The 22,316-nt window shown below is 74.8% G+C and carries 21 protein-coding genes; 15 read left to right on the top strand and 6 right to left on the bottom strand.

Annotated features, from left to right (window positions below):
- Positions 1 to 14 precede the first annotated feature (14 nt).
- The 6 genes from K7640_RS14155 (at position 15) to K7640_RS14130 (ending at position 5,071) form a co-directional block, all read left to right on the top strand.
- On the top strand, positions 15 to 782 hold the full coding sequence (locus K7640_RS14155) for an ABC transporter ATP-binding protein (RefSeq protein WP_308042554.1): 768 nt from the start codon (positions 15 to 17) through the stop codon (positions 780 to 782).
- Positions 779 to 1,963, top strand: a complete 1,185-nt coding sequence (locus K7640_RS14150; protein WP_222955267.1) for an ABC transporter permease — start codon at positions 779 to 781, stop codon at positions 1,961 to 1,963. The genes K7640_RS14155 and K7640_RS14150 overlap by 4 nt, the downstream gene beginning before the upstream one ends.
- A 215-nt stretch (positions 1,964 to 2,178) precedes the next feature.
- The gene (locus tag K7640_RS14145) at positions 2,179 to 2,388 is read left to right on the top strand and encodes a helix-turn-helix domain-containing protein (RefSeq protein ID WP_089005106.1); all 210 of its coding nucleotides are present in this window, start codon (positions 2,179 to 2,181) and stop codon (positions 2,386 to 2,388) included.
- A gap of 223 nt (positions 2,389 to 2,611) precedes the next feature.
- Complete coding sequence (locus K7640_RS14140; RefSeq protein WP_007465623.1) at positions 2,612 to 2,713, top strand: 30S ribosomal protein bS22; 102 nt, start codon at positions 2,612 to 2,614, stop codon at positions 2,711 to 2,713.
- 118 nt (positions 2,714 to 2,831) lie between these two features.
- Positions 2,832 to 3,905 carry an NAD-dependent epimerase/dehydratase family protein gene (locus K7640_RS14135; RefSeq protein WP_222955266.1) on the top strand — a complete coding sequence of 358 codons (1,074 nt, stop codon included), beginning with the start codon at positions 2,832 to 2,834 and terminating at the stop codon, positions 3,903 to 3,905.
- Between the two features lie 308 nt (positions 3,906 to 4,213).
- Complete coding sequence (locus K7640_RS14130) at positions 4,214 to 5,071, top strand: lysophospholipid acyltransferase family protein (RefSeq protein WP_222955484.1); 858 nt, start codon at positions 4,214 to 4,216, stop codon at positions 5,069 to 5,071.
- Positions 5,072 to 5,822: 751 nt separating this feature from the next.
- Here K7640_RS14130 and K7640_RS14125 read toward each other — a convergent pair.
- The 3 genes from K7640_RS14125 to K7640_RS14115 all read right to left on the bottom strand — a co-directional run bounded on the left by K7640_RS14125 (position 5,823) and on the right by K7640_RS14115 (position 9,140).
- Complete coding sequence (locus K7640_RS14125) at positions 5,823 to 6,797, bottom strand: HAD family hydrolase (protein WP_374198087.1); 975 nt, start codon at positions 6,795 to 6,797, stop codon at positions 5,823 to 5,825.
- Between the two features lie 39 nt (positions 6,798 to 6,836).
- Entirely contained in the window at positions 6,837 to 7,721 is an 885-nt protein-coding gene (locus tag K7640_RS14120; protein WP_222955264.1) for a DUF5667 domain-containing protein, read from the bottom strand.
- Between the two features lie 435 nt (positions 7,722 to 8,156).
- Entirely contained in the window at positions 8,157 to 9,140 is a 984-nt protein-coding gene (locus tag K7640_RS14115; protein WP_222955263.1) for an ECF subfamily RNA polymerase sigma factor, BldN family, read from the bottom strand.
- A gap of 421 nt (positions 9,141 to 9,561) precedes the next feature.
- On the opposite strand from K7640_RS14115, the gene K7640_RS14110 reads away from it, so the two are divergent.
- The 3 genes from K7640_RS14110 to K7640_RS14100 are packed head-to-tail and all read left to right on the top strand — an operon-like array spanning position 9,562 to position 12,119.
- Positions 9,562 to 11,202: an AMP-binding protein gene (locus K7640_RS14110; RefSeq protein WP_222955483.1), complete on the top strand. Its 1,641-nt coding sequence runs from the start codon at positions 9,562 to 9,564 to the stop codon at positions 11,200 to 11,202.
- Positions 11,192 to 11,446, top strand: a complete 255-nt coding sequence (locus K7640_RS14105; protein ID WP_222955262.1) for a glutaredoxin family protein — start codon at positions 11,192 to 11,194, stop codon at positions 11,444 to 11,446. The genes K7640_RS14110 and K7640_RS14105 overlap by 11 nt, the downstream gene beginning before the upstream one ends.
- Positions 11,447 to 11,468: 22 nt before the next feature.
- A complete protein-coding gene (locus K7640_RS14100) occupies positions 11,469 to 12,119 on the top strand; it encodes an HAD family hydrolase (RefSeq protein ID WP_222955261.1) in 651 nt (216 codons plus the stop codon).
- A 4-nt stretch (positions 12,120 to 12,123) separates the two neighbouring features.
- On the opposite strand, the gene K7640_RS14095 is transcribed toward K7640_RS14100, so the two are convergent.
- Entirely contained in the window at positions 12,124 to 12,780 is a 657-nt protein-coding gene (locus K7640_RS14095; RefSeq protein WP_222955482.1) for a response regulator transcription factor, read from the bottom strand.
- A gap of 11 nt (positions 12,781 to 12,791) precedes the next feature.
- A complete protein-coding gene (locus K7640_RS14090; protein ID WP_222955260.1) occupies positions 12,792 to 14,087 on the bottom strand; it encodes a sensor domain-containing protein in 1,296 nt (431 codons plus the stop codon).
- 400 nt (positions 14,088 to 14,487) lie between these two features.
- Here K7640_RS14090 and K7640_RS14085 point away from each other — a divergent pair, with 400 nt between their 5' ends.
- The 6 genes from K7640_RS14085 (at position 14,488) to K7640_RS14060 (ending at position 21,243) form a co-directional block, all read left to right on the top strand.
- Positions 14,488 to 15,258 (top strand): redox-sensing transcriptional repressor Rex, encoded by a 771-nt coding sequence (locus tag K7640_RS14085; protein ID WP_222955259.1) that lies wholly within the window; start codon positions 14,488 to 14,490, stop codon positions 15,256 to 15,258.
- On the top strand, positions 15,255 to 16,649 hold the full coding sequence (locus K7640_RS14080; RefSeq protein WP_308042553.1) for a glutamyl-tRNA reductase: 1,395 nt from the start codon (positions 15,255 to 15,257) through the stop codon (positions 16,647 to 16,649). Before K7640_RS14085 ends, K7640_RS14080 begins: the two co-directional genes overlap by 4 nt.
- A complete protein-coding gene (gene hemC / locus K7640_RS14075; RefSeq protein ID WP_222955258.1) occupies positions 16,646 to 17,614 on the top strand; it encodes a hydroxymethylbilane synthase in 969 nt (322 codons plus the stop codon). The genes K7640_RS14080 and hemC overlap by 4 nt, the downstream gene beginning before the upstream one ends.
- The gene (locus K7640_RS14070; protein WP_222955257.1) at positions 17,611 to 19,191 is read left to right on the top strand and encodes a uroporphyrinogen-III synthase; all 1,581 of its coding nucleotides are present in this window, start codon (positions 17,611 to 17,613) and stop codon (positions 19,189 to 19,191) included. Before hemC ends, K7640_RS14070 begins: the two co-directional genes overlap by 4 nt.
- Positions 19,192 to 19,210: 19 nt before the next feature.
- Positions 19,211 to 20,194 carry a porphobilinogen synthase gene (gene hemB / locus K7640_RS14065; protein WP_222955256.1) on the top strand — a complete coding sequence of 328 codons (984 nt, stop codon included), beginning with the start codon at positions 19,211 to 19,213 and terminating at the stop codon, positions 20,192 to 20,194.
- 545 nt (positions 20,195 to 20,739) lie between these two features.
- On the top strand, positions 20,740 to 21,243 hold the full coding sequence (locus K7640_RS14060) for a helix-turn-helix domain-containing protein (RefSeq protein WP_222955255.1): 504 nt from the start codon (positions 20,740 to 20,742) through the stop codon (positions 21,241 to 21,243).
- On the opposite strand, the gene K7640_RS14055 is transcribed toward K7640_RS14060, so the two are convergent.
- Positions 21,237 to 22,280 (bottom strand): GNAT family N-acetyltransferase, encoded by a 1,044-nt coding sequence (locus K7640_RS14055; protein WP_222955481.1) that lies wholly within the window; start codon positions 22,278 to 22,280, stop codon positions 21,237 to 21,239. The genes K7640_RS14060 and K7640_RS14055 overlap by 7 nt on opposite strands.
- Positions 22,281 to 22,316 lie beyond the last annotated feature (36 nt).

Here is a 22,316-nt window from a genome sequence, read left to right as displayed (position 1 = left end):
GGGGTGGCGGGCCGGTGACCGGCGGGCTGCCGGCCGGGGTGCCGGCGATCGAGGCGGTCGACGTGTCCCGGACGTACCAGCTGGACGGGGTGTCCGTGCCGGCCCTGCGCGGGGTGACGCTCACCGTCGACCCCGGGGACTACCTGGCGGTGATCGGGCCGTCCGGGTCGGGCAAGTCCACCCTGATGCACCTGCTCGGCGGGCTGGACCGGCCGACCGGCGGGCGGCTGGTGATCGGCGGCCGGGACGTCGGCTCGCTGACGCCGCCGGAGCTGGCGACCCTGCGCAACCGCACCATCGGCTTCGTCTTCCAGGCGTTCCACCTGCTGTCCCGGACCTCGGCGGTGGACAATGTGGCGCTGCCCCTGGTCTACCGGGGGATGGGCGCCCGGCAGCGGCGCGAGCGCGCGGCCGCGATGCTCGGCCGGGTCGGGCTCGGGCACCGGCTGGACCACCGGCCCAACCAGCTCTCCGGCGGCGAACAGCAGCGGGTGGCGATCGCCCGGGCGCTGGTCACCGATCCCACGGTGCTGCTCGCCGACGAGCCGACCGGCAACCTGGACACCGTGAACGGGCAGGCCGTGCTGGCGCTGCTGGAGGAGTTGAACACCGAGTCCGGGGTGGCCCTGGTGCTGGTCACCCACGACAACGAGGTGGCCGGCCGGGCGCGCCGCCGGATCGCCATGCGCGACGGTGTGGTGGTCTCGGACAGCGCGGCGCCGCCCGGCCCGGCCGAGGCCGCGGCGGCCGGCGGCGCCGAACCGGTGGGCGGGGTCCGGTGAGGTTCGCCGAGGCGTGGCGGGTGGCGTTGGACGCGCTGCGGGCCAACCGGATGCGCAGCGCGCTCACCATGCTCGGGGTGATCATCGGGGTCGCCTCGGTGGTGGTGCTGGTGGCCATCGGCACCGGCGCGAAGCGCGAGGTGGAGCGGCAGGTCGAGGGGCTCGGCTCCAACCTGCTGGTGGTGGTGCCCGGCAAGATCGACATTGGCGCGGCCCCCGCCGTCTCCCGGCTGTCGCTGGCCGACGTGGACGCGGTGACCCGGGTGGTCGGCGACCCGGCGCGGGTCGCGGTCACGGTGGCCTCCGGCGAGACGGTACGCGCCGGCCGCCGCGCCGACTTCACCACCGTGCAGGGGGTGCTGGAGACGACGCCGTCGGTGTTCACCCGGCAGCTCGGCCGGGGCAGCTACCTGACCGCCTCCGACGTGGACACCAGCCGCCGGGTGGCCGTCCTCGGCGCGTCGGTGGCCGGCGCCCTGTTCCCGGACCGGGACCCGATCGGCCAGCAGGTCAGCATCGCCGGGGTGCGGTTCCGGGTGATCGGGGTCTTCGCGCCGCTCGGGCAGAGCCTCGGCGTGGACCGGGACGACGAGGTGCACATCCCGGTCACCGCCGCGCACCGGCTCTACGGCACCCAGCGGATCGACGGGATCGCGGTCAAGGCACCGGACCGGGAACGGATCGACGCGCTCGGCGACCGGATCGTGGCGGAGCTGACCCGGCGGCACCCGGACACCGAGTTCAGCGCCGTCACCCAGCAGCAGATCCTCGGCGTGCTGGGGGACATCCTCGGCGTACTGACCGGGGTGCTCGCCGCCATCGCCGGCATCTCGCTGCTGGTGGGCGGGGTGGGCGTCTCCAACATCATGCTGGTCTCGGTGCGGGAGCGGACCCGGGAGATCGGCCTGCGCAAGGCGGTCGGCGCCCGGCCCCGGGACATCGGCCTGCAGTTCCTGCTGGAGGCGGTGCTGCTCACCTCGCTCGGTGGGCTGCTCGGGATGGCGCTCGGGGTGGGGGCGGCGCTGGCCGCGGACGCGCTCTCGCCGGTGCCCGCCGCGATCACCTGGTGGTCGCTGGCGCTGGCCTTCGGGGTCTCGGCGGCGGTGGGCATCGTCTTCGGCGTGGTGCCCGCGCAGCGGGCCGGCCGGCTCGACCCGGTGGTGGCGCTGCGGGCCGAGTGAGGGGGCCGGCCGCGAACCGGACGGCCGGCACCGAGAGGGCGGAAAACCGCAGCTCACGGTCGGGTGAACCGGCGTTTCCGCATGATCATTCGCAGGAAGGGATCGCGCCGGTCACAGCCGTCCCGCTACCGTACTGGTAACACGCGCGTTGCCCGTCGGAGCGGGAGTTCCGCGGCCGGTGGCACGCGCCGGGCATGGGATGGGTCGGTGAAGCCATGGCCGGGTCGCAGTCCGACGGTCGGCTGTCGGATGTCAGGTTCCTCACCGTCGCCGAGGTGGCGACGGTGATGCGGGTCTCCAAGATGACGGTCTATCGCCTGGTGCACAGCGGTGAGCTCACCGCGGTCCGGGTCGGTCGGTCGTTCCGGGTCCCCGAGCACGCGGTGCACGAATACCTGCGGGGCGCCTTTCAGGAGACCGCCTGAGGGGCCACCGGGTGCACCGCCGAGTGCGACGTAACGGGCATCGACGGGGTCGCGTTGGTCCTGCTGACGCACTCCGGCTACCCTGGACCCCGACCGTGACCGCGCAGTGGTGCGCCCCGACGCCCAGCTGACTGGTCCGGTCCGTTGTCCGAAGCGATCGTGCGCGCCACCCGAGGTGGCGACGGCACGGCCCGCCCCGAACGTTGCATCGAAAGGCTGTCGTATGGGCTCGGTGGTCAAGAAGCGCCGCAAGCGCATGGCTAAGAAGAAGCACCGCAAGCTGCTGCGCAAGACCCGCGTCCAGCGTCGCCGTCTCGGCAAGTGACCGGGGCCGGGCCCGGCCCGGCTGCCCCGGCACCTGCCAACTGTCGACCCTCGGAGGCTCAGGTGATCAGGCCGTGGACGATCCGGCTCGATCCCGCCTGCCGAGGTGGGAGCGCGACATGACCCCCGGTGACACCTCAGGTGCGCCGGGGGTCGTCGTCGTCACCGGGGTCGGCCGCTACCTGGGCGCGCACGTCGCGGCCCGGCTGGCCACCGACCCGCGCATCCAGCGGGTGATCGGCGTCGATCCCACCTCGCCCGGCCCCGAGGTCACCGACCTGCTCGACCGGGTCGAGCGGGTCCGGCTCGACCTGGGCTCGCTCGGCGGCCTCCTCGCCGACCTCGAGGTCGACGCGGTGGTGCACCTGGCGCTGGTCAGCGCCCCCGACCCGCAGCACGGCGGCCGGTCGGCGATGAAGGACCAGAACGTCATCGGCACCATGCAGCTGCTCGCCGCCTGCCAGCGGGCGCCCCGGCTGCGCAAGCTGGTCGTCCGCTCCTCCACCGCCGCCTACGGGGCGTCGTTCCGCGACCCGGCCGTCTTCACCGAGGAGACCGAGCCGCGCGAGGTGCCGCGCGGCGGTTTCGGCCGCGACATCCTCGACATCGAGGGGTACGTCCGCGGGTTCCGCCGGCGCCGGCCCGACGTCACCGCCACCGTGCTGCGGTTCGCCCCGTTCATCGGTTCGACCGCCGACACCACCCTCACCCGCTACTTCGCCCAGCCGCTGGTGCCCACCGTCTTCGGCCGCGACCCCCGGTTGCAGTTCGTGCACTTCGACGACGCCCTGGAGGTGCTGCACCGGTCGATCGTCGAGGAGCACCCGGGGACGTACAACGTCGCCGGTCCGGGGGTGCTCTCCCTCTCCCAGGCGATCCGCCGGGCCGGTCGGGTCGCGGTGCCGGTGCTGGAGCCGGGCCTGTCCGGGGCCGCCGCGCTGGCCCGCAACCTCGGCTTCGGCCGGTACGGCCTGGACCAGGTCGACCTCTTCGTGCACGGCCGGGTCGTCGACACCACCCGGCTGGAGCGCGAGTACGGTTTCACGCCCCGCTCGACCGCGGCGGCCTTCGAGGACTTCATCCGCGCCCACCACGGTGGCTCGCTGCTCACCCGGGGCCAGTTGGCCGCCGCCGAGCAGCTCGTCCTGGAGGGGATCCGGCAGGTGCGCGCGACCATGGAGGAGCGGCAGTGACCGACGAGCGGCGCGAGCCCGGCCGGTACGACGTACCGCTGGACGTGGCCGGACCGGACGTGGAGCCGGCCCTGCGCAACGGGCACCGGCGGACCGCCCGCCGGGCCGCCGTCGGTGACCCCCGCGACGAGCCGGACACCGCCGCGACCGACGAGCCGGTGCCCACCCCGGAACGCCGCCCGGCCGCACCGGCTCCCGCGACGGAGGGTGCCGGCCGCGCGGCCACTGCCCCCCGGAAGAAGGCCGCGCCGAAGAAGGCCGCACCCGGCCGCGCCGCGACCGGCAGTGCCCCGCCGGGCGGCCCGGCGGTGGCGGACCGGCCGGGGGACCCCTGGGACCGCCGGGTCGCCGGCGGGCTGGCCTTCCTGCGCCGGCGGCTCTCCGGTGACTACGAGGTGGACGAGTTCGGGTTCGACCCGGATCTGACCGGGGCGGTCTTCCACCCGCTGCTGCGGCTGCTCTACCGGGATTGGTTCCGCACCGAGGTGTTCGGCCTGGAGCACGTGCCGGACTCCGGCGCCGGCCTGGTGGTGGGCAACCACTCCGGGACGGTGGCGTTGGACGCGCTGATCCTCTCCGCCGCCCTGCACGACCAGCACCCGGCCCGCCGCTACCTGCGGCTGCTCGGCGCCGACCTGGTCTTCCGGATGCCGGTGGTCTCCGAGATCGCCCGCAAGACCGGCGGCACGGTGGCCTGCAACCCGGACGCCGAGCGGCTGCTCGGCACGGGCGAGCTGGTCGGCGTCTTCCCGGAGGGGTTCAAGGGCGTCGGCAAGCTCTACGCCGACCGCTACAAGCTCCAGCGGTTCGGGCGGGGCGGCTTCGTCTCGGCGGCGCTGCGCACCGGTACGCCGATCGTGCCGGTGGCCATCGTCGGCGGTGAGGAGATCTATCCGATGCTCGCCGACATCAAGCCGCTGGCCCGGCTGCTCAAGCTGCCATATTTTCCGGTGACGCCGACCTTCCCCTGGCTCGGGCCGCTGGGCATGGTGCCGCTGCCGAGCAAGTGGCTGATCCAGTTCTGCCCGCCGATCCCGACCGCCCACCTCACCGACTCGGCCGACGACCCGCTGGTGGTGTTCAACATCGCCGACCAGGTCCGGGAGACCATCCAGCACACCCTCTACGAGCTGCTGGAACGCCGCCCCGACCCGTTCGGGCCCTGAGCGCCGCCGGCCACGGCACCTCGACCCGTTCAACCCGGGGCACCAGGCGGAGGACCGGCCGCGCCAACCGTGACTGCGCGGTGCGGACCGCTCGCACGGGCCGCGATCGCCCGAGTGCGCGGCGGCGTCGCCCGTCGCGCCGATCAGCACCGGCCGGCCGGTGCTTCGCCGCCGGTCCGCAGCCCAGCCGTCCCGGCCTGCCCCTGACCGGGAGTTCTCGGCCGCCGCTCCGGGCGGTGGCGTGGGTCGCCCCCCGGCGGCGTCGCGCGCGGGCCCGGATGGGGGCCGCGGGCATCGCCGGGGAGTGCTTCTCGGCGCCTACCAACTTGATGTCGTAGGCGAATCACGATGAACTTCGATCTCGCCGGCCGGAGTCGTTGCGGCGGCGTCACCAGCGCTGATTCCGCACGCTCGTGGCGGTGTCCGGCCGGGTCTCGGTGCGCTGATTCGTTTACGACATCAAGTTGGTAGGGCGCGAACAAGGGGTCCCGCCGGCCGGCGGTGGCGAGGGGGTACTGCCGCGCGAGGGGGTACTGCCGCGCGAGGTGGCCGGCGTGTGGTGGAACGGCCGTGTGGGGGAACGGCCGTGGGGGAAGGGCCGGGTGGGGGAAGGGCCGGGTGGGGGAAGGGCCGGGTGGGGGAACGGCCGGGTGGGGGAACGGCCGCGTGGGGGAACGGCCGGCTGGGGGAACGGCCGCGTGGGCCACTGGCCACGCCGGTCAGCGCCGTTCCCGGCCAGGTGCGGTCCGGGTCAGCCGGTGGCGCGGCGGCGGCGCTGCATCGCCAGGCCCGCGGTGACCGCGCCGGCCAGCAACCCCGCCGCGGCGGTCGACGGTACGGCGATCTTGAACGCCCGCCGCCCGGTCCGGAAGTCCCGCACCTCCCAGCCCCGTTCCCGGGCCTGCCGGAGCAGGGCGCTGTCCGGGTTGATGGCCACCGCCCGGCCCACCGCGGAGAGCATCGGCAGGTCGTTGGCGGAGTCGCTGTAGGCGACGCACCGGCCCAGCGCCAGCCCCTCGACCACGGCGAGCTGGGTGACCGCCTCCGCCTTGGCCGGCCCGTGCATCAGGTCGCCGACCAGCCGGCCGGTGTACGCCCCGTCCACCACCTCGGCCACCGTGCCGATCGCACCGGTCAACCCGAGCCGGTCCGCGATCACCCGGCCGATCTCCACCGGGGCCGCGCTGACCAGCCAGACCCGCTCGCCGGCATCCAGGTGCCGTTGCGCCAGCCGGCGCGTACCGGCCCAGATCCGGGGCGCCATCAGCTCGTCGAAGATCTCCTCGGCGAGCCGTTCCACGTCGTCCACCCGCCAGCCCTCGATGAAGGCCAGCGCCGCCTCCTTGGCCTGCGACATGTCGCCGGCGTGCTCCGTGGCCAGCAGCCGGAACCGGGCCTGCTGCCAGGCGAACCGGGCCAGGTCACCGGTGGTGAAGTACTTGCGGGCGGCCAGCCCGCGGGCGAACCAGTAGATCGACGCGCCCTGCATCATCGTGTTGTCGACGTCGAAGAAGGCCGCCGCCGTCCGGTCGACCTCGCGCGGTGGCGCCTGCTCCGTCTCGGCCCAGCCGCTGGTGTGACCGTGGCGGTCGGTGGCGACGGTGACCTTCCTGGTGCGGGACACACTGCCCTCCCTCCGCTCGTCGGCCCAGGCGAGCGTATCCGGGCCGGACGGCGGTCGACCGGGTCGAACGGGTAGCTGTGGCGTGCCTGGCTGCCCGTTCACCGGACCGGGTGGCGGCCGGGCAGCCGTGCCCGGCCGGCCTCAGCGGTCGGCGGGACAGACGTCGGGCACCGGCCCGAGCGCGTCGCTGCCGGACGGGGGCAGGTCGCAGGCGATCGCGGCGCGCAGCCCGTCGGACCGCTTGCGGATCGCGTCGAGCAGGGCGATCGACCGGTGCGTCCGGTCCCGCTCGGCCCGGGTGACGGTGCCCAGCAGGCCGGCCAGCTCCCGCCGCTGCCCGGTCAGGAACGCGTTGACCGCGTCCAGCCCGGCCGACTCGGCGCGCTGCGCGGCGGTCGTGGTGAGCAGCCGTACGCCCTGGCGGGTGTCGGCGTCCATGTCGTCCAGCACGGCGGTGAAGGCGGGCCGGTCGCCGCGCATCGTGGCGGCCTCGCCGAGGCGGGTCCGGGCGAAGTCCAGGAAGAGCTGTCCCCGGCTGATGTCGGAGCTGGCCAGCGCGAGCTGGGCCCGTTCGGTCGAGCGCTTCATGCCGTATAGCGCGTCGCCGGGAACCGCGTTCTCGCTGGCCGCGGAGATGCCGGAGAGGGCGATCGCGCCGGCGGCGACACCGACCAGGACGGCGCCCCGGGCGCGGGCCCGCCGCGCGGTCACCGCCGGCAGGAAGGAACCCTTGGTCGAGGCGCCGGCCGTGGCGCGACCGCTGGCGGTCCCGGCGTTCTCCACTGTGGCCGCCCCGATGCCCTCGCGTTCGGCGGTGGCGACCAGCATCGCCCGCAGGCCGGTCCGGAAGCCGGCGTCGACCTCGACCTCCGGGCGTCCGGACCGCAGTCGCTTGCTGACCGTGACGAGCGGGGCGAGCTGGTCGTCCGCGCGGGAGCGGACATGATGCCGCCGGCCGCCGTCGGCCTCGTCGAGAAGCTGGGAGAAGCGCTCGGCGCGCCGACGGGAGAAGAGGTCGCTGTCCACCGCAGGCACCTCCTCTCGCTGGTCACGGCCGATCGGCCATGCTGATCACCAGCGACCGGTGCGGCGGTATGCCAGCGGCGCAGGGCCGCGTCGACCGCGTTTCCGAACCGGGTGGGCCGGGGGACGCCGGGCAACCACCGGTCGCACCCGGAGAAACGGTCCGCGCCGGGCACAAGTTACGGGGCGCGGAGCGCCGAAATCACCGTCGGTGATGGCCGTCACTGCGCTGCCGAGCCCCTGAGCAGGTCTTTCCCCGGCCGGACCGGCATCGGCGTCGATTTCCGGACTCCGCTCGTCAGGTCGTGTCCGGCGCGGGGCGCGACGGCGGCCGGGGGCCGGGACGGCGGTGACCCGGCCCGCGCGGGCCGGGGCGACCGGTCCGGGGTCGGCGGATGGCCGGCCGGCGTGGACCGGGCCGGTGTCCGCGGGGACTGCTCAGGGCTGGAAACCGTCCGGGAGCAGCCGGGCCAGTGCGCGCACCGCCCGATACTGGAGGGCCTTGATCGCGCCCTCGTTCTTGCCCATCGCCCGGGCCGTCTCGGCCACCGAGAAGCCCTGCAGGAACCGCAGCACGATGCACTCCTGCTGCTCCGGGTTGAGCTGGGTCACCGCGGTGAGCAGGGCGACGTTGGTGATGTGCTCGACCACCGCCGCCTCCGGGCTGCCCTCGGGCCCGCGATCCTCCCGGTCGGCGTCCAACACGTCACCGGTGGTCACCTCCAGCCGGTAGCGACCGGACTTGAAGTGGTCGGCGACCAGGTTGCGGGCGATCGTCACCAGCCAGGCGCCGAGATCCCGGCCCTGCCAGGTGAAGCTGCCGATCCGCTTGAGCGCCCGCAGGAAGGTGTCCGAGGTGAGGTCCTCGGCGAGCTGGCGGTTGCCGACCCGGAAGTAGACGAAGCGGAAGACGGTGTCCACGTACCGGTCGTAGATCAGGCCGAACGCCTCGGACTCGCCGGCCTGGGCCCGCTCCACCAGCGTCCAGACCTCGGTGGCCGGATCCGACGGGTCGGGCCGGCTCGGGTAGCCGGTGGCGGGGGTCGCGTCCCGGACGGCGGGCAGGACCGCGGTCTCCGCGGCGGAGCCGTCCGGCCGGACGGCGGGCAGGACCGCCGTCTCCGAGGTGGACGGGTCCGTCGCCGCGGGGGTCTCGGCGGAACGCCGGCCCTGCGCCGGCATCACGGGCCGGGCCGGGGCGGCCACCCGGCCGGCGGGCATGGTGTTGCCGCCCGGGGACGCCGGTCTGGGTGGTGCCTCGTTGTGCTGTGACGACCGGTTGCGCGCCCGGCGGGATTCGTCCCCCCGGACCGCGAGGCCCCAGGCGTCCTCGCCGGTGCCGGTCAGCCGTTCGTTGATCCCCGTGCGGGGTGTCGGGCCGGCCAGGCCAGCCGGTCGTTCCGCGTAACCGAAGGTCGTCACCGCGCCTCCCCTGTCCGGTGGGCTGTCGGTCGCACCGCGCGCCACGGCGCGGCCGTGACGGGACCGGATCCGCCACCTCGGGGCAGGGCCGGTCCGGGACGTGCCGGCGGGCGGCAGATCCCCTTGAGGTGCTGGTCCAATGCGCTCACGGGCACGGGGGCCTCCTCGGGCTGAGGGGTGTCGACTCACGGCAAATGGGGTGAGCCGACCCGAGTGATGATAGGGCCAACGTCACCCGCGGGTGGCAAGTCCGTTACACAGAGCGGAAGTATTTCTCCGGACGACGCACCAGTGGCGGACCGGTTGTCCGTCGTGTGCGGTTGACTTTCACGATCGGGCCGGGGCGGGGATGAAAGTCCTGGTCGGACCGCGACGACGGCTCACCTCCGGGCCGCCGGACGGCCCCGGGGCGTACGCGGGCATGGTCCGCCCGCGGCGCGCTGTGCCAGACTCAGCGACCGTGCAGGACGCAGCAGACGACCGCGCGCCGAACCTCGCCGACCGGCTCCGCCGGGCCGCCGCCGACCGCGGTGCGCGGCCCGCCCTGAGCTGGCGCGGGCAGACCCTGACCTGGTCCGAACTGGACGCCGCGGTGACCGCCGTCGCCGGCGCGCTGGCCGGCGCGGCGACCGGAGCCGGGGACCGGCCGGACCGGATCGCCGTCGCGCTGCCCAACACGCCCGACTTCGTGCTGGCCTGCCTCGGCGCGCTGCGCGCCGGGCTGGTGGCCGTGCCGCTGAACCCGGGACTCACCGCGCCGGAGCTGCGGCACGTGCTCGCCGACTCCGGGGCCACGACGCTGATCTGCACGGCGCAGGTCCGGGACCGGGTCGCCGGGATCGCCGCGGCGCTGCCGGCGCTCACCGCCGTGCACACCACGCCGCCGACCGCCGCCGCCCCGGACCGGTTCCCCGTCCGGGGCGGGGAGGACCTGGCGGTGCTGCTGTACACCTCCGGCACCGAGGGGCAGCCCAAGGGCGCGATGCTGTCGCACCGGGCGTTGACCGCCAACCACGAGCAGCTCGACCTGATCGAACCGGCGGTGGTCGGGCCGGACGACACCGTGCTGCTGGCCCTGCCGCTGTTCCACGCGTACGGGCTGAACTCGGGGCTCGGCGCGGTGCTGCACCACGGGGCGACCGGGGTGCTGGTCGACGAGCTCGGGCCCGACGGGGGGCTGGACGTGCTCGCCCGGCACCCGGTCACCGTGCTGGTCGGCGTACCGTCGATGTTCCTGGCCTGGGCCGGCGCGGACGCCGCGCGGGTGACCGCGGCGCTGGCCACGGTCCGGGTCGCGGTCTGCGGCGCGGCGCCGCTGGAGCCGGCGGTCGCGGCCCGCTTCACCGAGGCCACCGGCCACCCGGTGCACGTCGGGTACGGGCTGACCGAGACCGCCCCGGTGCTCACCTCGACGCTGGTCGGCGGCGAGCCGAAGCCCGGCTCGGTGGGCCGGCCGCTGCCCGGCGTCGAGCTGCGCCTGGTCGGCCCGGACGGGACGGTGCTCTGGCCGGACGGCGGGCCGGAGCCGGACGACGACCCCGACGAGCCGGACCTGGCGGTGGAGGTGCCGGGAACCGACCCCGGGGAGATCGTGGTGCGCGGGGCGAACCTCTTCTCCGGCTACTGGCCGGACGGCCGGGGCGGCCCGGACGCCGACGGCTGGTGGCCGACCCGGGACGTCGGCTACGCCGACGAGGACGGGGACCTGTTCCTGGTCGACCGGCTCGGCGAGCTGATCCTGGTCAACGGCTTCAACGTCTATCCGCGCGAGGTGGAGCTGGTGCTCGGCGCGCATCCGGCGGTGGCCGAGTCGGCGGTCCTCGGCGTGCCGCACCCGCGGACCGGGGAGACTGTCCGGGCGTACGTGGTGCCGGTGCCCGGCCGGTCGGTGACCGGGGCGGAGCTGCTTGCGCACTGCGCCCGTAACCTGGCCCGGTTCAAGTGCCCGACCGACGTCGAGTTCGTCGACTCGCTGCCGTACTCGGCGATCGGCAAGGTCCGTAAGTCCCAGCTGCGGTCGGCTCCGGCCGGCCCCCACCCGGAGGTGCCCGATGTCCACTGACGCCCGGCTCGCCCTGATCACCCGACCCGGCTGCCACCTGTGCGACGAGGCCCGCGCGGCGCTGGACCGGGTGGTGGCGGTCACCGGTGACCGGTGGATCGAGAAGGACGTCACCGGGGACGTCGAGCTGGAGCGGGAGTACGGCGACCGGCTGCCGGTGGTGCTGCTGGACGGCAAGGAGCACGGCTACTGGCGGGTGGAGGAGGACCGTCTGCTGCGCGACCTGACCACCCCGCAGCTCTGACCGTCCCCGCTATGGTGCGCTGATGACCTCGACGCGGCACCACCTGGTGTGGGACTGGAACGGCACCCTGCTCAACGACCTCGACCTGGTGGTGCGGGCCACCAACGCGGCCTTCGCCAGCGCCGGCGGCCCGTCGGTGACCGCCGCCGAGCACCGGGTCCGGTTCCGCCGGCCGATCGCCGACTACTACGCGGAGATGCTGGGGCGGGCGGTCGACGCCGAGGCGTTCGGCGCGCTGGACCGGATCTTCCACGACGCGTACCGGGCCGGGCTGGCCAGCTGCGCGCTGGCCGACGACGCGACGACGGCGATCGCCGCCTGGCCGGGCAGCCAGTCCCTGCTCTCCATGTGGTTCCACGACGAGCTGGTGCCGACCGTGCACACCTACGGGCTGACCGGGCACTTCAGCCGGGTGGACGGGCTGCGCGCGCAGGTCGGCGGCGGCCCGAAGGCCGAGTGGCTGGAGAAGCACCTCGCCGAGCTGGGCCTGACCGGAGCCGAGGTGGTGCTGATCGGCGACTCGATCGACGACGCGGACGCCGCGGTCTCGGTGGGCGCCCGCTGCGTCCTCTACGCCGGCGGCTTCTCCGACCCGGCCCACCTGCGCACCACCTCGCACCCGGTGGCGGACACCCTCACCGAGGCGGTGACCCTCGCCCGCACCCTCTCCTGACCGGTCAGGGCCGCAGGTAGGCGAGGACGGCCAGGACGCGGCGGTGGTCGTCGGCGTCGGGAGGCAGGTCGAGCTTGGTGAAGATGTTGCGGATGTGCTTCTCCACCGCGCCGTCGCTGACCACCAGGGCGCGGGCGATGGCGGGGTTGGAGCGGCCCTCGGCCATCAGGCCCAGCACCTCGCGTTCGCGCGGGGTGAGGGCGGCCAGCGGGTCGTCGCGGCGGCGCCGCACCAGGAGTTGGGCGACCACCTCCGGGTCGAGCACCGTACCGCCGTCGGCCACCCGGGCCAGCGCGTCCAGGAACTCGTCGATCGCGGCGACCCGGTCCTTCAGCAGATAGCCGATCCCGCCGCCGCCGGCCCCGCCGGTGGTGGCCAGCAGGTCGTCGGCGTACGACACCTCGACGTACTGGGAGAGCACCAGGACCGGCGTACGCGGCACCAGCCGGCGGGCGGTGACCGCCGCGCGCAGCCCCTCGTCGGTGTGCGTCGGTGGCATCCGGACGTCCACCAGCGACACGTCGGGCCGGTGCGCGACCACCGCCGCCACCAGCGCGTCCCCGTCGCCGACGGCGGCCACCACCTGGTGCCCGGACTCGGTCAGCAGCCGGACCAGCCCCTCCCGGAGCAGTACGGCGTCGTCCGCGAGCACCACCCGCAGGGCCCGCCGGCTCACCGGGGCAGCTCGACGTACAGCTCGGTGGGGCCGCCGGCCGGGCTCAGCACGTCCAGCGTCCCGCCGGTGGCCCGGATCCGGTCGGCCACCCCGGCCAGCCCGTGCCCCTTGGCCAGGTGCGCGCCGCCCACCCCGTCGTCGACGACCGCGATCTCCAGCCGACCCACCCGGCGGGCGACCGTCACCTGGCACCGGGTCGCCCCGCTGTGCTTGGCCACGTTGGTGAGCGCCTCGGCGACCACGAAGTACGCGGTGTTCTCCAGCGCCGGGTCGAGGCGCCCGGCGGGGGTGCCGAGTTCGGGCTCGACGGCCAGCTCCACCGGGACCAGCGAGCGGCCGGCGAGCGCGGCCAGCGCGCTGGGCAGCCCCCGGTCGACCAGGATCGGCGGGGCGATGCCCCGGGACAGGGTGCGCAGCTCGCCCAGGGTCTCCCGGGTCTGGGCGACCGCCTCGTCCAGGGTCCGGCCGGCCGCCTCCGGATCCCCGGCGAGCTGCTGCCGGGCCCGGCTCAGGTCCATCGCGAGCCGGACCAGCCGCTGCTGCGGGCCGTCGTGGATGTCGCGTTCCAGCCGGCGCAGGGCGCTCGCCTCGGCGGACGCGGCGGCCCGCTTCTGGTCCTCCAGGGTGTTGATCCGGTTGCGCATCTCGGCCACGCCGGTCAGCAGGGACCGGGCGAACGCGGCCTGCAGCAGCGCGCAGCCGCGCGCCATCAGGGGCAGGGTGAACAGGAAGAACACCCCGATGGCGACGTTCAGGAAGATCCGCGCGGCCACCCCGTCGCCCATCCCGATCAGCTGGCTGAGGTCCTGGTCGCCCGGCCCGCGCGGGATGGCCCAGTCGTACGCCCAGTAGAGCGAGCCGGTGATCGCGACCGCCCACCAGACCAGCAGCGGGACGAAGGTGAGCAGCGCCACCGGCAGCTTGAACAGCGCGTGGGTGACGTCGAGCCAGGACTGCGCGTCGCGCATCGGGGTGAGCACCCGGCCCCAGAACCCGGCGCCGGGGCGCGGGCCGCGGTAGACCGGGCGGATCCGGGGTCGGCGGAGCACGCCGGGCAGCCGGAACCGCTCCAGGTCGGCCAGGGCGCGGATGGCGTAGAGGGTGCCGGCGAGGACCGGCAGGCCCAGCGTGGTCACCAGGAGGCCGGCGCTGAGTGAGATTCCCGCCACGGCGACCACGAAGCCGATCACCGCGAGCGGGAGGCCGAGCAGCACGTACGCGGTGTCGCGCAGCAGCCGGCGGGCCAGGCCGCCCAGCGGCGACGGGACGGTGTCCAGGGATACGGCGGTCATGCACCCAGGCTAGGAAAACCGCCCGCCGCGGCCCATCCTGCGAGCCGGTGTCTCCGGGGTGGGGTTTTCCCTACCCCGCCGCGGCCCGGAAGGTGAGATGCGCCCCGTCGGCGTGGTGACGCAGCGCGACGACACGCGCGCGATTGGTCAGAGAAGTCGTAATTGAGCAATAATCGGCGGGCGGCGTCGGCGGGGGCGGCCGGATCGATCTTGTGGAATGGAGGAGCTGGTGGAGGGGCGTCGCGAGTCAGCAAGATCGCGATTTGTGCGCGTCTTCACAAGCGCCTACGCTGTAGTTCCGACGCGCCCCGCTAGCACGACCGGTGAACCCGGCCGCGCGCGGGGGTCCCAGAACGGCCGGGCTGCGGAGCCGGCCGAGGATCGCACCGCACGGAGTCTCATGAGTCAGCATCGTCACCCTGGCGCGCCCGGCCGCGCCGGTGCCGTACCGGCGCTTCCGGACCTGCCGGAGGCGACCGTCGCGCGGCTCCCGGAATACCTCCGTGCCCTGCACAATCTCGCCGAGGCCGGGCACGAGACGGTCTCCAGCGAGGGGCTGGCCGGTGCCGCCGGGGTCAACTCCGCCAAGCTCCGCAAGGACCTCTCCCAGCTCGGCTCGTACGGCACCCGGGGGGTGGGCTACGACCTCGGGCTGCTGATCGAGCAGATCGAGTACGTGCTCGGGCTCACCCAGTGCCGGTCGGTCGCGCTGGTCGGCGTGGGTAACCTCGGTCACGCCCTGGCCGGCTACGACGGCTTCGCCAGCCGCGGCTTCCGCATCGCCGCCCTCTTCGACGCGGACCGCTCCCGGGTCGGCGAGGAGATCAACGGCCTGGTCGTCCAGCACGTCGACGAGCTGGCCCGGGTCGCCGCCGAGGAGTCGATCTCGATCGGCGTGATCGCCACCCCGGCGCCGGCCGCCCAGGCCGTCGCCGACCAGCTGGTCACCGCCGGCGTCACGAGCATCCTCAACTTCGCGCCGTGCGTACTCTCGGTGCCGGACGGTGTCGACGTGCGCAAGGTCGACCTCGCCATCGAGTTGCAGATCCTGTCCTTCCACGAGCACCGCAAGGCGTCGCTGACCGCGCTGCCCGCCACCGGCGGGACCGGCCTGACCGCCCTGCCCGGCGGGCTCGCGGCAACCGACACCCAGGAGGCGATCGGCACGTGAAACTGCTCGTCGTCGGCGCGTCCTACCGCACCGCCCCGGTCGCCACCCTGGAGCGGCTGGCCGTGGCCCCCGCCGAACTCACCCGCACCCTGGACCGCCTGGTCGCCCAGCCGTACGTCGCCGAGGCCGTGCTCGTCTCCACCTGCAACCGGGTGGAGGTGTACGCGGCGGTCTCCGGCTTCCACGGCGGCCTCGGTGACATCTGCGCGGTCCTCGCCGAGCAGGCCGGCGCGCCGCCGGCCACCCTGGCCAACCACCTTTACGTGCACTACGACTCCGCCGCGGTCGACCACGTCTTCCGGGTCGCCGCCGGCCTCGACTCGATGGTGGTCGGCGAGGCGCAGATCCTCGGCCAGCTCCGCGACGCGTACCACTGGGCCGCCGGGGCGGACTCGGCCGGCCGGCTGGTGCACGAGCTGATGCAGCAGGCGCTGCGGGTGGGGAAGCGGGCCCACGCCGAGACCAACATCGACCGGGCCGGCCAGAGCGTGGTCAGCGCCGCGCTGGAGCTGGCCGCCGGCCACCTCGACGGCGACCTCACCGGGCGTCCGGCCATGGTGGTCGGCGCCGGGGCGATGGGCTCGCTCGGCGTGGCGACGCTGTCCCGGCTGGGCGCCGGGCCGCTCACCGTCACCAACCGGGGGGCCGAGCGGGCGGTGCGGCTGGCCGAGTCGTACGGCGCGCAGGCGGTCCCGATGGCCGAACTCGTCGCCGCGCTCGCCACAGTGGACATCGTAGTGGCCGCCACGGCGGCCACCGAACCGGTCCTCACCCTGGACGTGGTGACCCGGGCGCTGCGCGGCCGGGACGCCGGGCGCGGGCCGCTGGTGCTGCTCGACCTCGCCGTGCCCCGCGACGTCGAGGTGGGCGTCGCCGAGCTGCCCGGGGTCGAGGTCATCGACATCGACCGGATGGCCGCCGTGCTCGCCGACGGACCGGCCGCCGCCGACGCCGCCGAGGTCACCCGGATCGTCGCCGCCGAGGTGGAGGCGTTCCTGTCCTGGCTGCGCGGCGCGGACGTGGCGCCCACCGTGGCGGCCCTGCGCGGGCGGGCCGACGACGTGGTCACCGCCGAGCTGCGCCGGCTCGCCCAGCGCCGCCCCGACCTCACCGACGACCAGCGTGCCGAGGTCGCCCGGACGGTGCACCGGGTGGTGCAGCGGCTGCTGCACCAGCCCACCGTGCGGGTCCGCCAGCTCGCCGCCGAGCCGGGCGGCGACCAGTACGCGGCGCTGCTGCGCGAGCTGTTCGACCTCCAGGTGCCGCAGACCTCGCCGGTCGACACCGTGCCCGACGTGGTGGAGCCCGAGCGCGCCGGCCGGCCGTCCTTCGGGGTGGCCGAGGTCGCCGCCGCGACCGCCGACGTCCCGAACACCGGAGGTGAGCGATGAGCGCCCCCCTGCGCCTCGGTACCCGGGGCAGCACCCTGGCGATGGCCCAGTCCGGGCACGTCGCCGAGGCGCTGACCGCGGCCACCGGCCGGCCGGTCGAGCTGGTCGAGGTGATCACCGCCGGCGACCGCTCGTCGGCCCCGGTGCACCGGCTCGGCGTCGGCGTGTTCGTGTCGGCGCTGCGGGACGCGCTGACCGCCGGCACCATCGACTTCGCGGTGCACTCCTACAAGGACCTGCCCACCGCGGACGCCCCGGGCCTGCACATCGCGGCGGTGCCGCCGCGGCAGGACCCGCGGGACGCGCTGGTCGCCCAGGGCGGCCGTACGCTGGCCGAGCTGCCGCCCGGCGCCCGGATCGGCACCGGCGCGCTGCGCCGCATCGCCCAGCTGCACGCCCTCGGCCTGCAGTTGGAGGTCACGCCGATCCGGGGCAACATCGACACCCGGCTGGGCCGGGTGCTCGGCCCGGACGCCGACCTCGACGCCGTCGTGCTGGCCCGGGCCGGGCTGGCCCGGATCGGCCGGGCCGACGTGATCACCGAAACGCTCGACCCGATGCTGATGCTGCCCGCGCCCGCCCAGGGCGCGCTCGCGGTGGAGTGCCGGGTCGACGACCACGACCTGGTCGAGCTGCTCGCCGCGCTCGACCACGCACCGTCCCGAGCCGCGGTCGTCGCGGAACGGGCCCTGCTGGCCACCCTGGAGGCCGGGTGCAGCGCACCCGTGGCCGCCTACGGCGAACTCGCCGAGGGTGAGACCGGTGAAGAGATCTACCTGCGCGGGGCGGTGATCAGCCCGGACGGTTCCCGTGACCTCCGGCTGTCCCGCACCGGAACGCCCGCCGACGCGGCGGAGATCGGCAAGGCACTCGCCGCCGAACTCCTCGAACTCGGCGCCGACTCGATCCTCGGCCAAGAAGGACACGCCGGCCCGGGGACCCAGCAACTTGGGAGCACAGAATGACCCGCACCCGTAAGCCCGTAGGCCGGATCGCTTTCGTCGGGGCCGGCCCCGGCGACCCGGGCCTGCTGACCCGCCGGGCGCTCGACGCCCTGGTCGAGGCCGACCACGTGGTGTACGACCGGGGAGTCCCCGAGTCGCTGCTGACCCACGTCCGCGGCCAGGCCAGGTCCGACGCCGAGTTCAGCCCCGCCGAGGGCGTGCCGGGGGACGTGGCGAAGGTGCTGATCTCCGCGGCCCGCTCCGGGCAGAACGCGGTGCACCTGGTGGCCGGCGACCCGTTCGGCCACGACTCGGTGGTCAAGGAGGTGCAGGCGGTGGCGCGCACCGCCGCGCACTTCGAGGTGGTGCCGGGGGTGGGCCAGGCCGCGGGTGTGGCCACCTACGCGGGCGTCCCGCTGCCGGGCGTACGCACCGTCGCCGACGCCGAGGACGTCAGCACGCTGGACTTCGACGCGCTCGCCGCCGCCGTCACCCGGGGCTCGCTGGCGCTGGCCGTGGACGCCGGTGACCTGGCCGCCGTCCGGGACGGCCTGCTGGCCGCCGGGGTGGACGGCACCACCGGCGTCGGCGTGACCGGCGACGGCACCGGCGAGACGCAGTACACCACCACGTCGACCGTGGACTCCTTCGTCGCGGCGGCGCTCGGCTTCACCGGCCGGGTGGTGCTCACCATCGGTGAGGGCGTGGGCCAGCGGGACAAGCTGAGCTGGTGGGAGAACCGCCCGCTGTACGGCTGGAAGGTGCTCGTCCCCCGGACCAAGGAGCAGGCCGGCGCGATGAGCGCGCGGCTGCGCGCGTACGGGGCCATCCCGTGCGAGGTGCCGACCATCGCGGTGGAGCCGCCGCGCACCCCGGCGCAGATGGAGCGGGCGGTCAAGGGCCTGGTCGACGGCCGGTACGCCTGGGTGATCTTCACTTCGGTGAACGCGGTCCGGGCGGTCTGGGAGAAGTTCGCCGAGCACGGCCTGGACGCCCGCCACTTCGGCGGCGTCAAGATCGCCTGCATCGGCGAGGCGACCGCCGACGCGGTCCGCGCCTTCGGCATCCAGCCGGAGCTGATCCCCTCCGGGGAGCAGTCCTCGGAGGGCCTGCTGGCCGAGTTCTCGCCGCACGACGAGGTGCTCGACCCGGTGGGCCGGGTGCTGCTGCCGCGCGCCGACATCGCCACCGAGACGCTGGCCGCCGGGCTCACCGAGCGCGGCTGGGAGGTCGACGACGTGACCGCGTACCGGACCGTCCGGGCCGCTCCGCCGCCGGCCGAGATCCGGGACGCGATCAAGTCGGGTGGGTTCGACGCGGTGCTCTTCACGTCGTCCTCGACGGTGCGCAACCTGGTCGGTATCGCCGGGAAGCCGCACGCGCGTACCGTTGTCGCTGTCATCGGGCCCAAGACGGCGGAGACGGCGACGGAGTTCGGCCTGCGGGTCGACGTGCAGCCGCAGCACGCCTCGGTGCCCGACCTGGTGGAGGCGCTCGCCGCCTACGCCGTCGAGCTGCGCGAAAAGCTGGCCGCCATGCCGGCCAAGCAGCGCCGCGGCTCGAAGGTGCAGGGGCCGACCGCGCTCCGCTTCCGCTGATCCGTCCAGGGAGGCCCGCATGCCGTACCCCGAGATCCGGCCCCGCCGGCTGCGCCGCAACGCGGCCGTGCGCCGGCTCGTCTCCGAGACCCGCGTCGACCCGGCCGAGCTGGTCGTGCCGATGTTCGTCAAGGAGGGGCTGGCGGAGCCCCGGCAGATCGCGTCGCTGCCGGGGGTGCTCCAGCACTCCCGGGACTCGCTGCGCAAGGCCGCGGCGGAGGCGGTCCAGGCCGGCGTGGGCGGGATCATGCTCTTCGGGGTGCCGGCCTCCCGGGACGAGTCCGGCTCGGGTGGCCTGGACCCGCACGGCATCCTCAACGTCGCCATCCGGGACGTCGTCGCCGAGGTCGGCGACGCCACCGTGGTGATGAGCGACCTCTGCCTGGACGAGTTCACCTCGCACGGGCACTGCGGCCTGCTCACCCCGGACGGCGCCGTGGACAACGACGCCACCCTGGAGGCGTACGCCCGGATGGCGGTCGCCCAGGCCGACGCCGGCGTCCACATGGTCGGCCCGTCCGGGATGATGGACGGCCAGGTGGGCGTGGTCCGCCGGGCCCTGGACGCCGCCGGCCACACCGACGTCTCGGTCCTGGCGTACGCCGTGAAGTACGCTTCCGCGTTCTTCGGCCCCTTCCGCGACGCGGTGGAGTCGGCGCTGGAGGGGGACCGGCGCGCCTACCAGCAGGACCCGGCGAACCTGCGGGAGTCGTTGCGCGAGGTGAAGCTCGACGTGGCCGAGGGCGCCGACCTGGTGATGGTCAAGCCCGCCCTGCCCTACCTCGACGTGGTGTCGGCGGTCCGGGCCGAGGTGGACGTCCCGGTCGCCGCCTACCAGGTCTCCGGCGAGTACGCGATGGTCGAGGCGGCCGCCGCGAACGGCTGGATCGACCGCGAGCGGGTGATGCTGGAGACGCTCACCTCGATCCGCCGGGCCGGCGCGCAGATCATCCTCACCTACTGGGCGGTCGAGGCGGCCCGGCTGCTCCGCGAGCGCTACTAGACCGGCCCCGCCACCGCTCGGTCCGCCGCCGCGACGGCGCCGGCGTCCCCCTGTCCTGCGGTCTGCCGCGCGGTATGCCGTTCGCCTGTCGTGCGGTCCGTCGCGCGGTATGCCGTTCGCCTGTCGTGCGGTCCGTCGCGCGGTATGCCGTTCGCGGGCGTTGCGTCCGCCGCGCGGTACGCCGTCCGACTGTCCTGCGTTCCGTCGCGCCCGGAGCCCGGGTGACCCCACTCGCCGCCTTTGCTCTGCTGCCGCCGAGGCAACACCCGAGGCGGTTTTCTGTTGCCTCCGCGGCAGCAGAGCAAAGGCGGCGGAGGAGGGGTGGTCGAGGTGGGCTCGTCGGGCCGGGTCGACGGCGGGGGCGGGTCGGGCCAAGTCCGGCCGGACCGACGTTCAGGCAGGTCGGGGTGGGGCAGGCCGAGGGCTCGGCGGGCGGCGGCAGGTAGGGGGCGGGTGGCGGAGGGCGCCACCGTTCGCCACTGGTTGTCCACAGGTTTTTCCACAGGGGTTGTCGTCGGGGCGGCGCGGCGGGCAGGGTCCGGGACATGGCTTCCGCACTCGATCCTCCGGACCCCGGGCCGACCGTCGGTCCCTTCCCGATCGCCGGCCTGGTGCGCCGGGCACGGCGCATCGCCGGGCTCGGCCAGCGGCAGATGGCTCGCTTCGCCCACGTGGCGCCGTCGACCGTGGGCCGGGTCGAGACCGGCGAGATGACCCCCAGCCTCCGCGTGCTCGAACAGCTCCTCGGCGCGGCGGGGCTACGCCTCGCCGTGGTCGACCCGGACGGGCACGTGATCCAGCCGATGGGCGACCGGGAGGACATCCGGGACGGCGCGGGCCGGCGCTACCCGTCCCACCTGAACACGATCCTCGACCCGAGGCCGGGGGAGTGGTGGGCCGACATCTACGGCCTGGCCCGGCCGCCGGAGACGTTCCATCGTTGCCCCGTGGAGCGGGCGGCGCGGCGGCGGCGTAGCCAGTGGGAGGTGCGGGTGGCGAAGTACCGCTTCGCGCCGCCGCCGCCGGACCCCCGCGGCTGGGACTACTGAGCGGACCAGTTGTCCCGGCCGGCCGCGCCGGCGTCCAGCCGGTGCACCAGCTCGGCCACGTCCACGCTGTATTCGCACCACTCCCGGTCCGGCCGGTAACCCAGCTCGGCGTTGACCTTGAGCATCGCCTCGTTGGCCTGCGCGTTCCAGGTCTGCACCTCGGCCAGCTCCGGCTCGGCGGAGCGCAGCTCCAGCAGCATCCGTGCCTTGATGGCCCGGTCGATGCCGTAGCCGCGGTGATCCTGCACGACGATGGTGTCGTACTGGTCGGCCCGGGTCGGATGCTGCGCGGGCACCACCACCTCGGTCAGCCCGGCCACCTCGCCGGAGTGCTCGTGCAGCGCCAGCACGATGTACGGCTTCATGCCCCGCCGGTGCAGCGTGTCGAGGCTGTCCCGCAACCGTTGCGGGTCGTAGGAGCTGGGGCGCAGCTCGCCGTCGTCGACGTCGCGCACCTCGGCCTTGGCCCGCGCGTACGCCCCGAGCAGGTCCTCCGGCGGCCCGCCCGGGTGGAACTCGACGTGGTAGCCGGCCGCGACGCCGGTGGCCATCTCGGCCAGCGCCGGCCAGTCCACCGCGGTCAGGTCGAGCACGCTGCGGGTCTCGACGTATTCCCGGGTGAAGCCGAGCGACTCGTAGAAGGCGACCGCCGGGGTGCCCCCGACCACCTCCACCCCGATCGACTGGAAGCCCTCGTCCCACACCCGGCGGGCGGCCAGCCGGACCAGCGTCCGGCCCAGCCCGGTGCGCCGGGCCGACGGGCGCACCAGCACCTCCAGCACGCCGATGCCGCCTAGCAGCAGCACCTGGACGTGGCCCAGGACAGCGCCGGGCCGGCCGTCCGCATCCGGCTCGGCCTGGGCCAGCCAGGAGATCCGGCGTTCGCCCGGCATCACCTCGGAGAGGTATTCCCGCAGCGAACTCTCCCGCCACGGCGGGTCCTCCGGTAGATCGGCCGCGAGGACCGCGTTCAGCGTGTCCAGCAGCGACGCGATCTCGTCGGACGACGCCGTCCGTGGATCCCACTCGCGCACCATCACCCGTCTAGCTTGCCGTCAACCGTTGCCCGGGGG

Origin of the sequence: Micromonospora sp. PLK6-60 (assembly GCF_019890675.1) — a bacterium.
Lineage (GTDB): Bacteria > Actinomycetota > Actinomycetes > Mycobacteriales > Micromonosporaceae > Micromonospora.
The sequence above is the reverse complement of the archived record's forward strand: the minus strand, read 5'-3'. Positions and strand labels throughout refer to the sequence as shown.

Coding starts and splice junctions, on each gene's coding strand:
- K7640_RS14100 (WP_222955261.1), top strand. CDS start 11,469: ATGACCTCGACGCGGCACCACCTGGTGTGGGACTGGAACGGCACCCTG.
- hemB (WP_222955256.1), top strand. CDS start 19,211: ATGCCGTACCCCGAGATCCGGCCCCGCCGGCTGCGCCGCAACGCGGCC.
- K7640_RS14145 (WP_089005106.1), top strand. CDS start 2,179: ATGGCCGGGTCGCAGTCCGACGGTCGGCTGTCGGATGTCAGGTTCCTC.
- hemC (WP_222955258.1), top strand. CDS start 16,646: ATGAGCGCCCCCCTGCGCCTCGGTACCCGGGGCAGCACCCTGGCGATG.
- K7640_RS14105 (WP_222955262.1), top strand. CDS start 11,192: ATGTCCACTGACGCCCGGCTCGCCCTGATCACCCGACCCGGCTGCCAC.
- K7640_RS14140 (WP_007465623.1), top strand. CDS start 2,612: ATGGGCTCGGTGGTCAAGAAGCGCCGCAAGCGCATGGCTAAGAAGAAG.
- K7640_RS14110 (WP_222955483.1), top strand. CDS start 9,562: ATGGTCCGCCCGCGGCGCGCTGTGCCAGACTCAGCGACCGTGCAGGAC.
- K7640_RS14060 (WP_222955255.1), top strand. CDS start 20,740: ATGGCTTCCGCACTCGATCCTCCGGACCCCGGGCCGACCGTCGGTCCC.
- K7640_RS14070 (WP_222955257.1), top strand. CDS start 17,611: ATGACCCGCACCCGTAAGCCCGTAGGCCGGATCGCTTTCGTCGGGGCC.
- K7640_RS14135 (WP_222955266.1), top strand. CDS start 2,832: ATGACCCCCGGTGACACCTCAGGTGCGCCGGGGGTCGTCGTCGTCACC.
- K7640_RS14090 (WP_222955260.1), bottom strand. CDS start 14,087: ATGACCGCCGTATCCCTGGACACCGTCCCGTCGCCGCTGGGCGGCCTG.
- K7640_RS14085 (WP_222955259.1), top strand. CDS start 14,488: ATGAGTCAGCATCGTCACCCTGGCGCGCCCGGCCGCGCCGGTGCCGTA.
- K7640_RS14055 (WP_222955481.1), bottom strand. CDS start 22,280: ATGGTGCGCGAGTGGGATCCACGGACGGCGTCGTCCGACGAGATCGCG.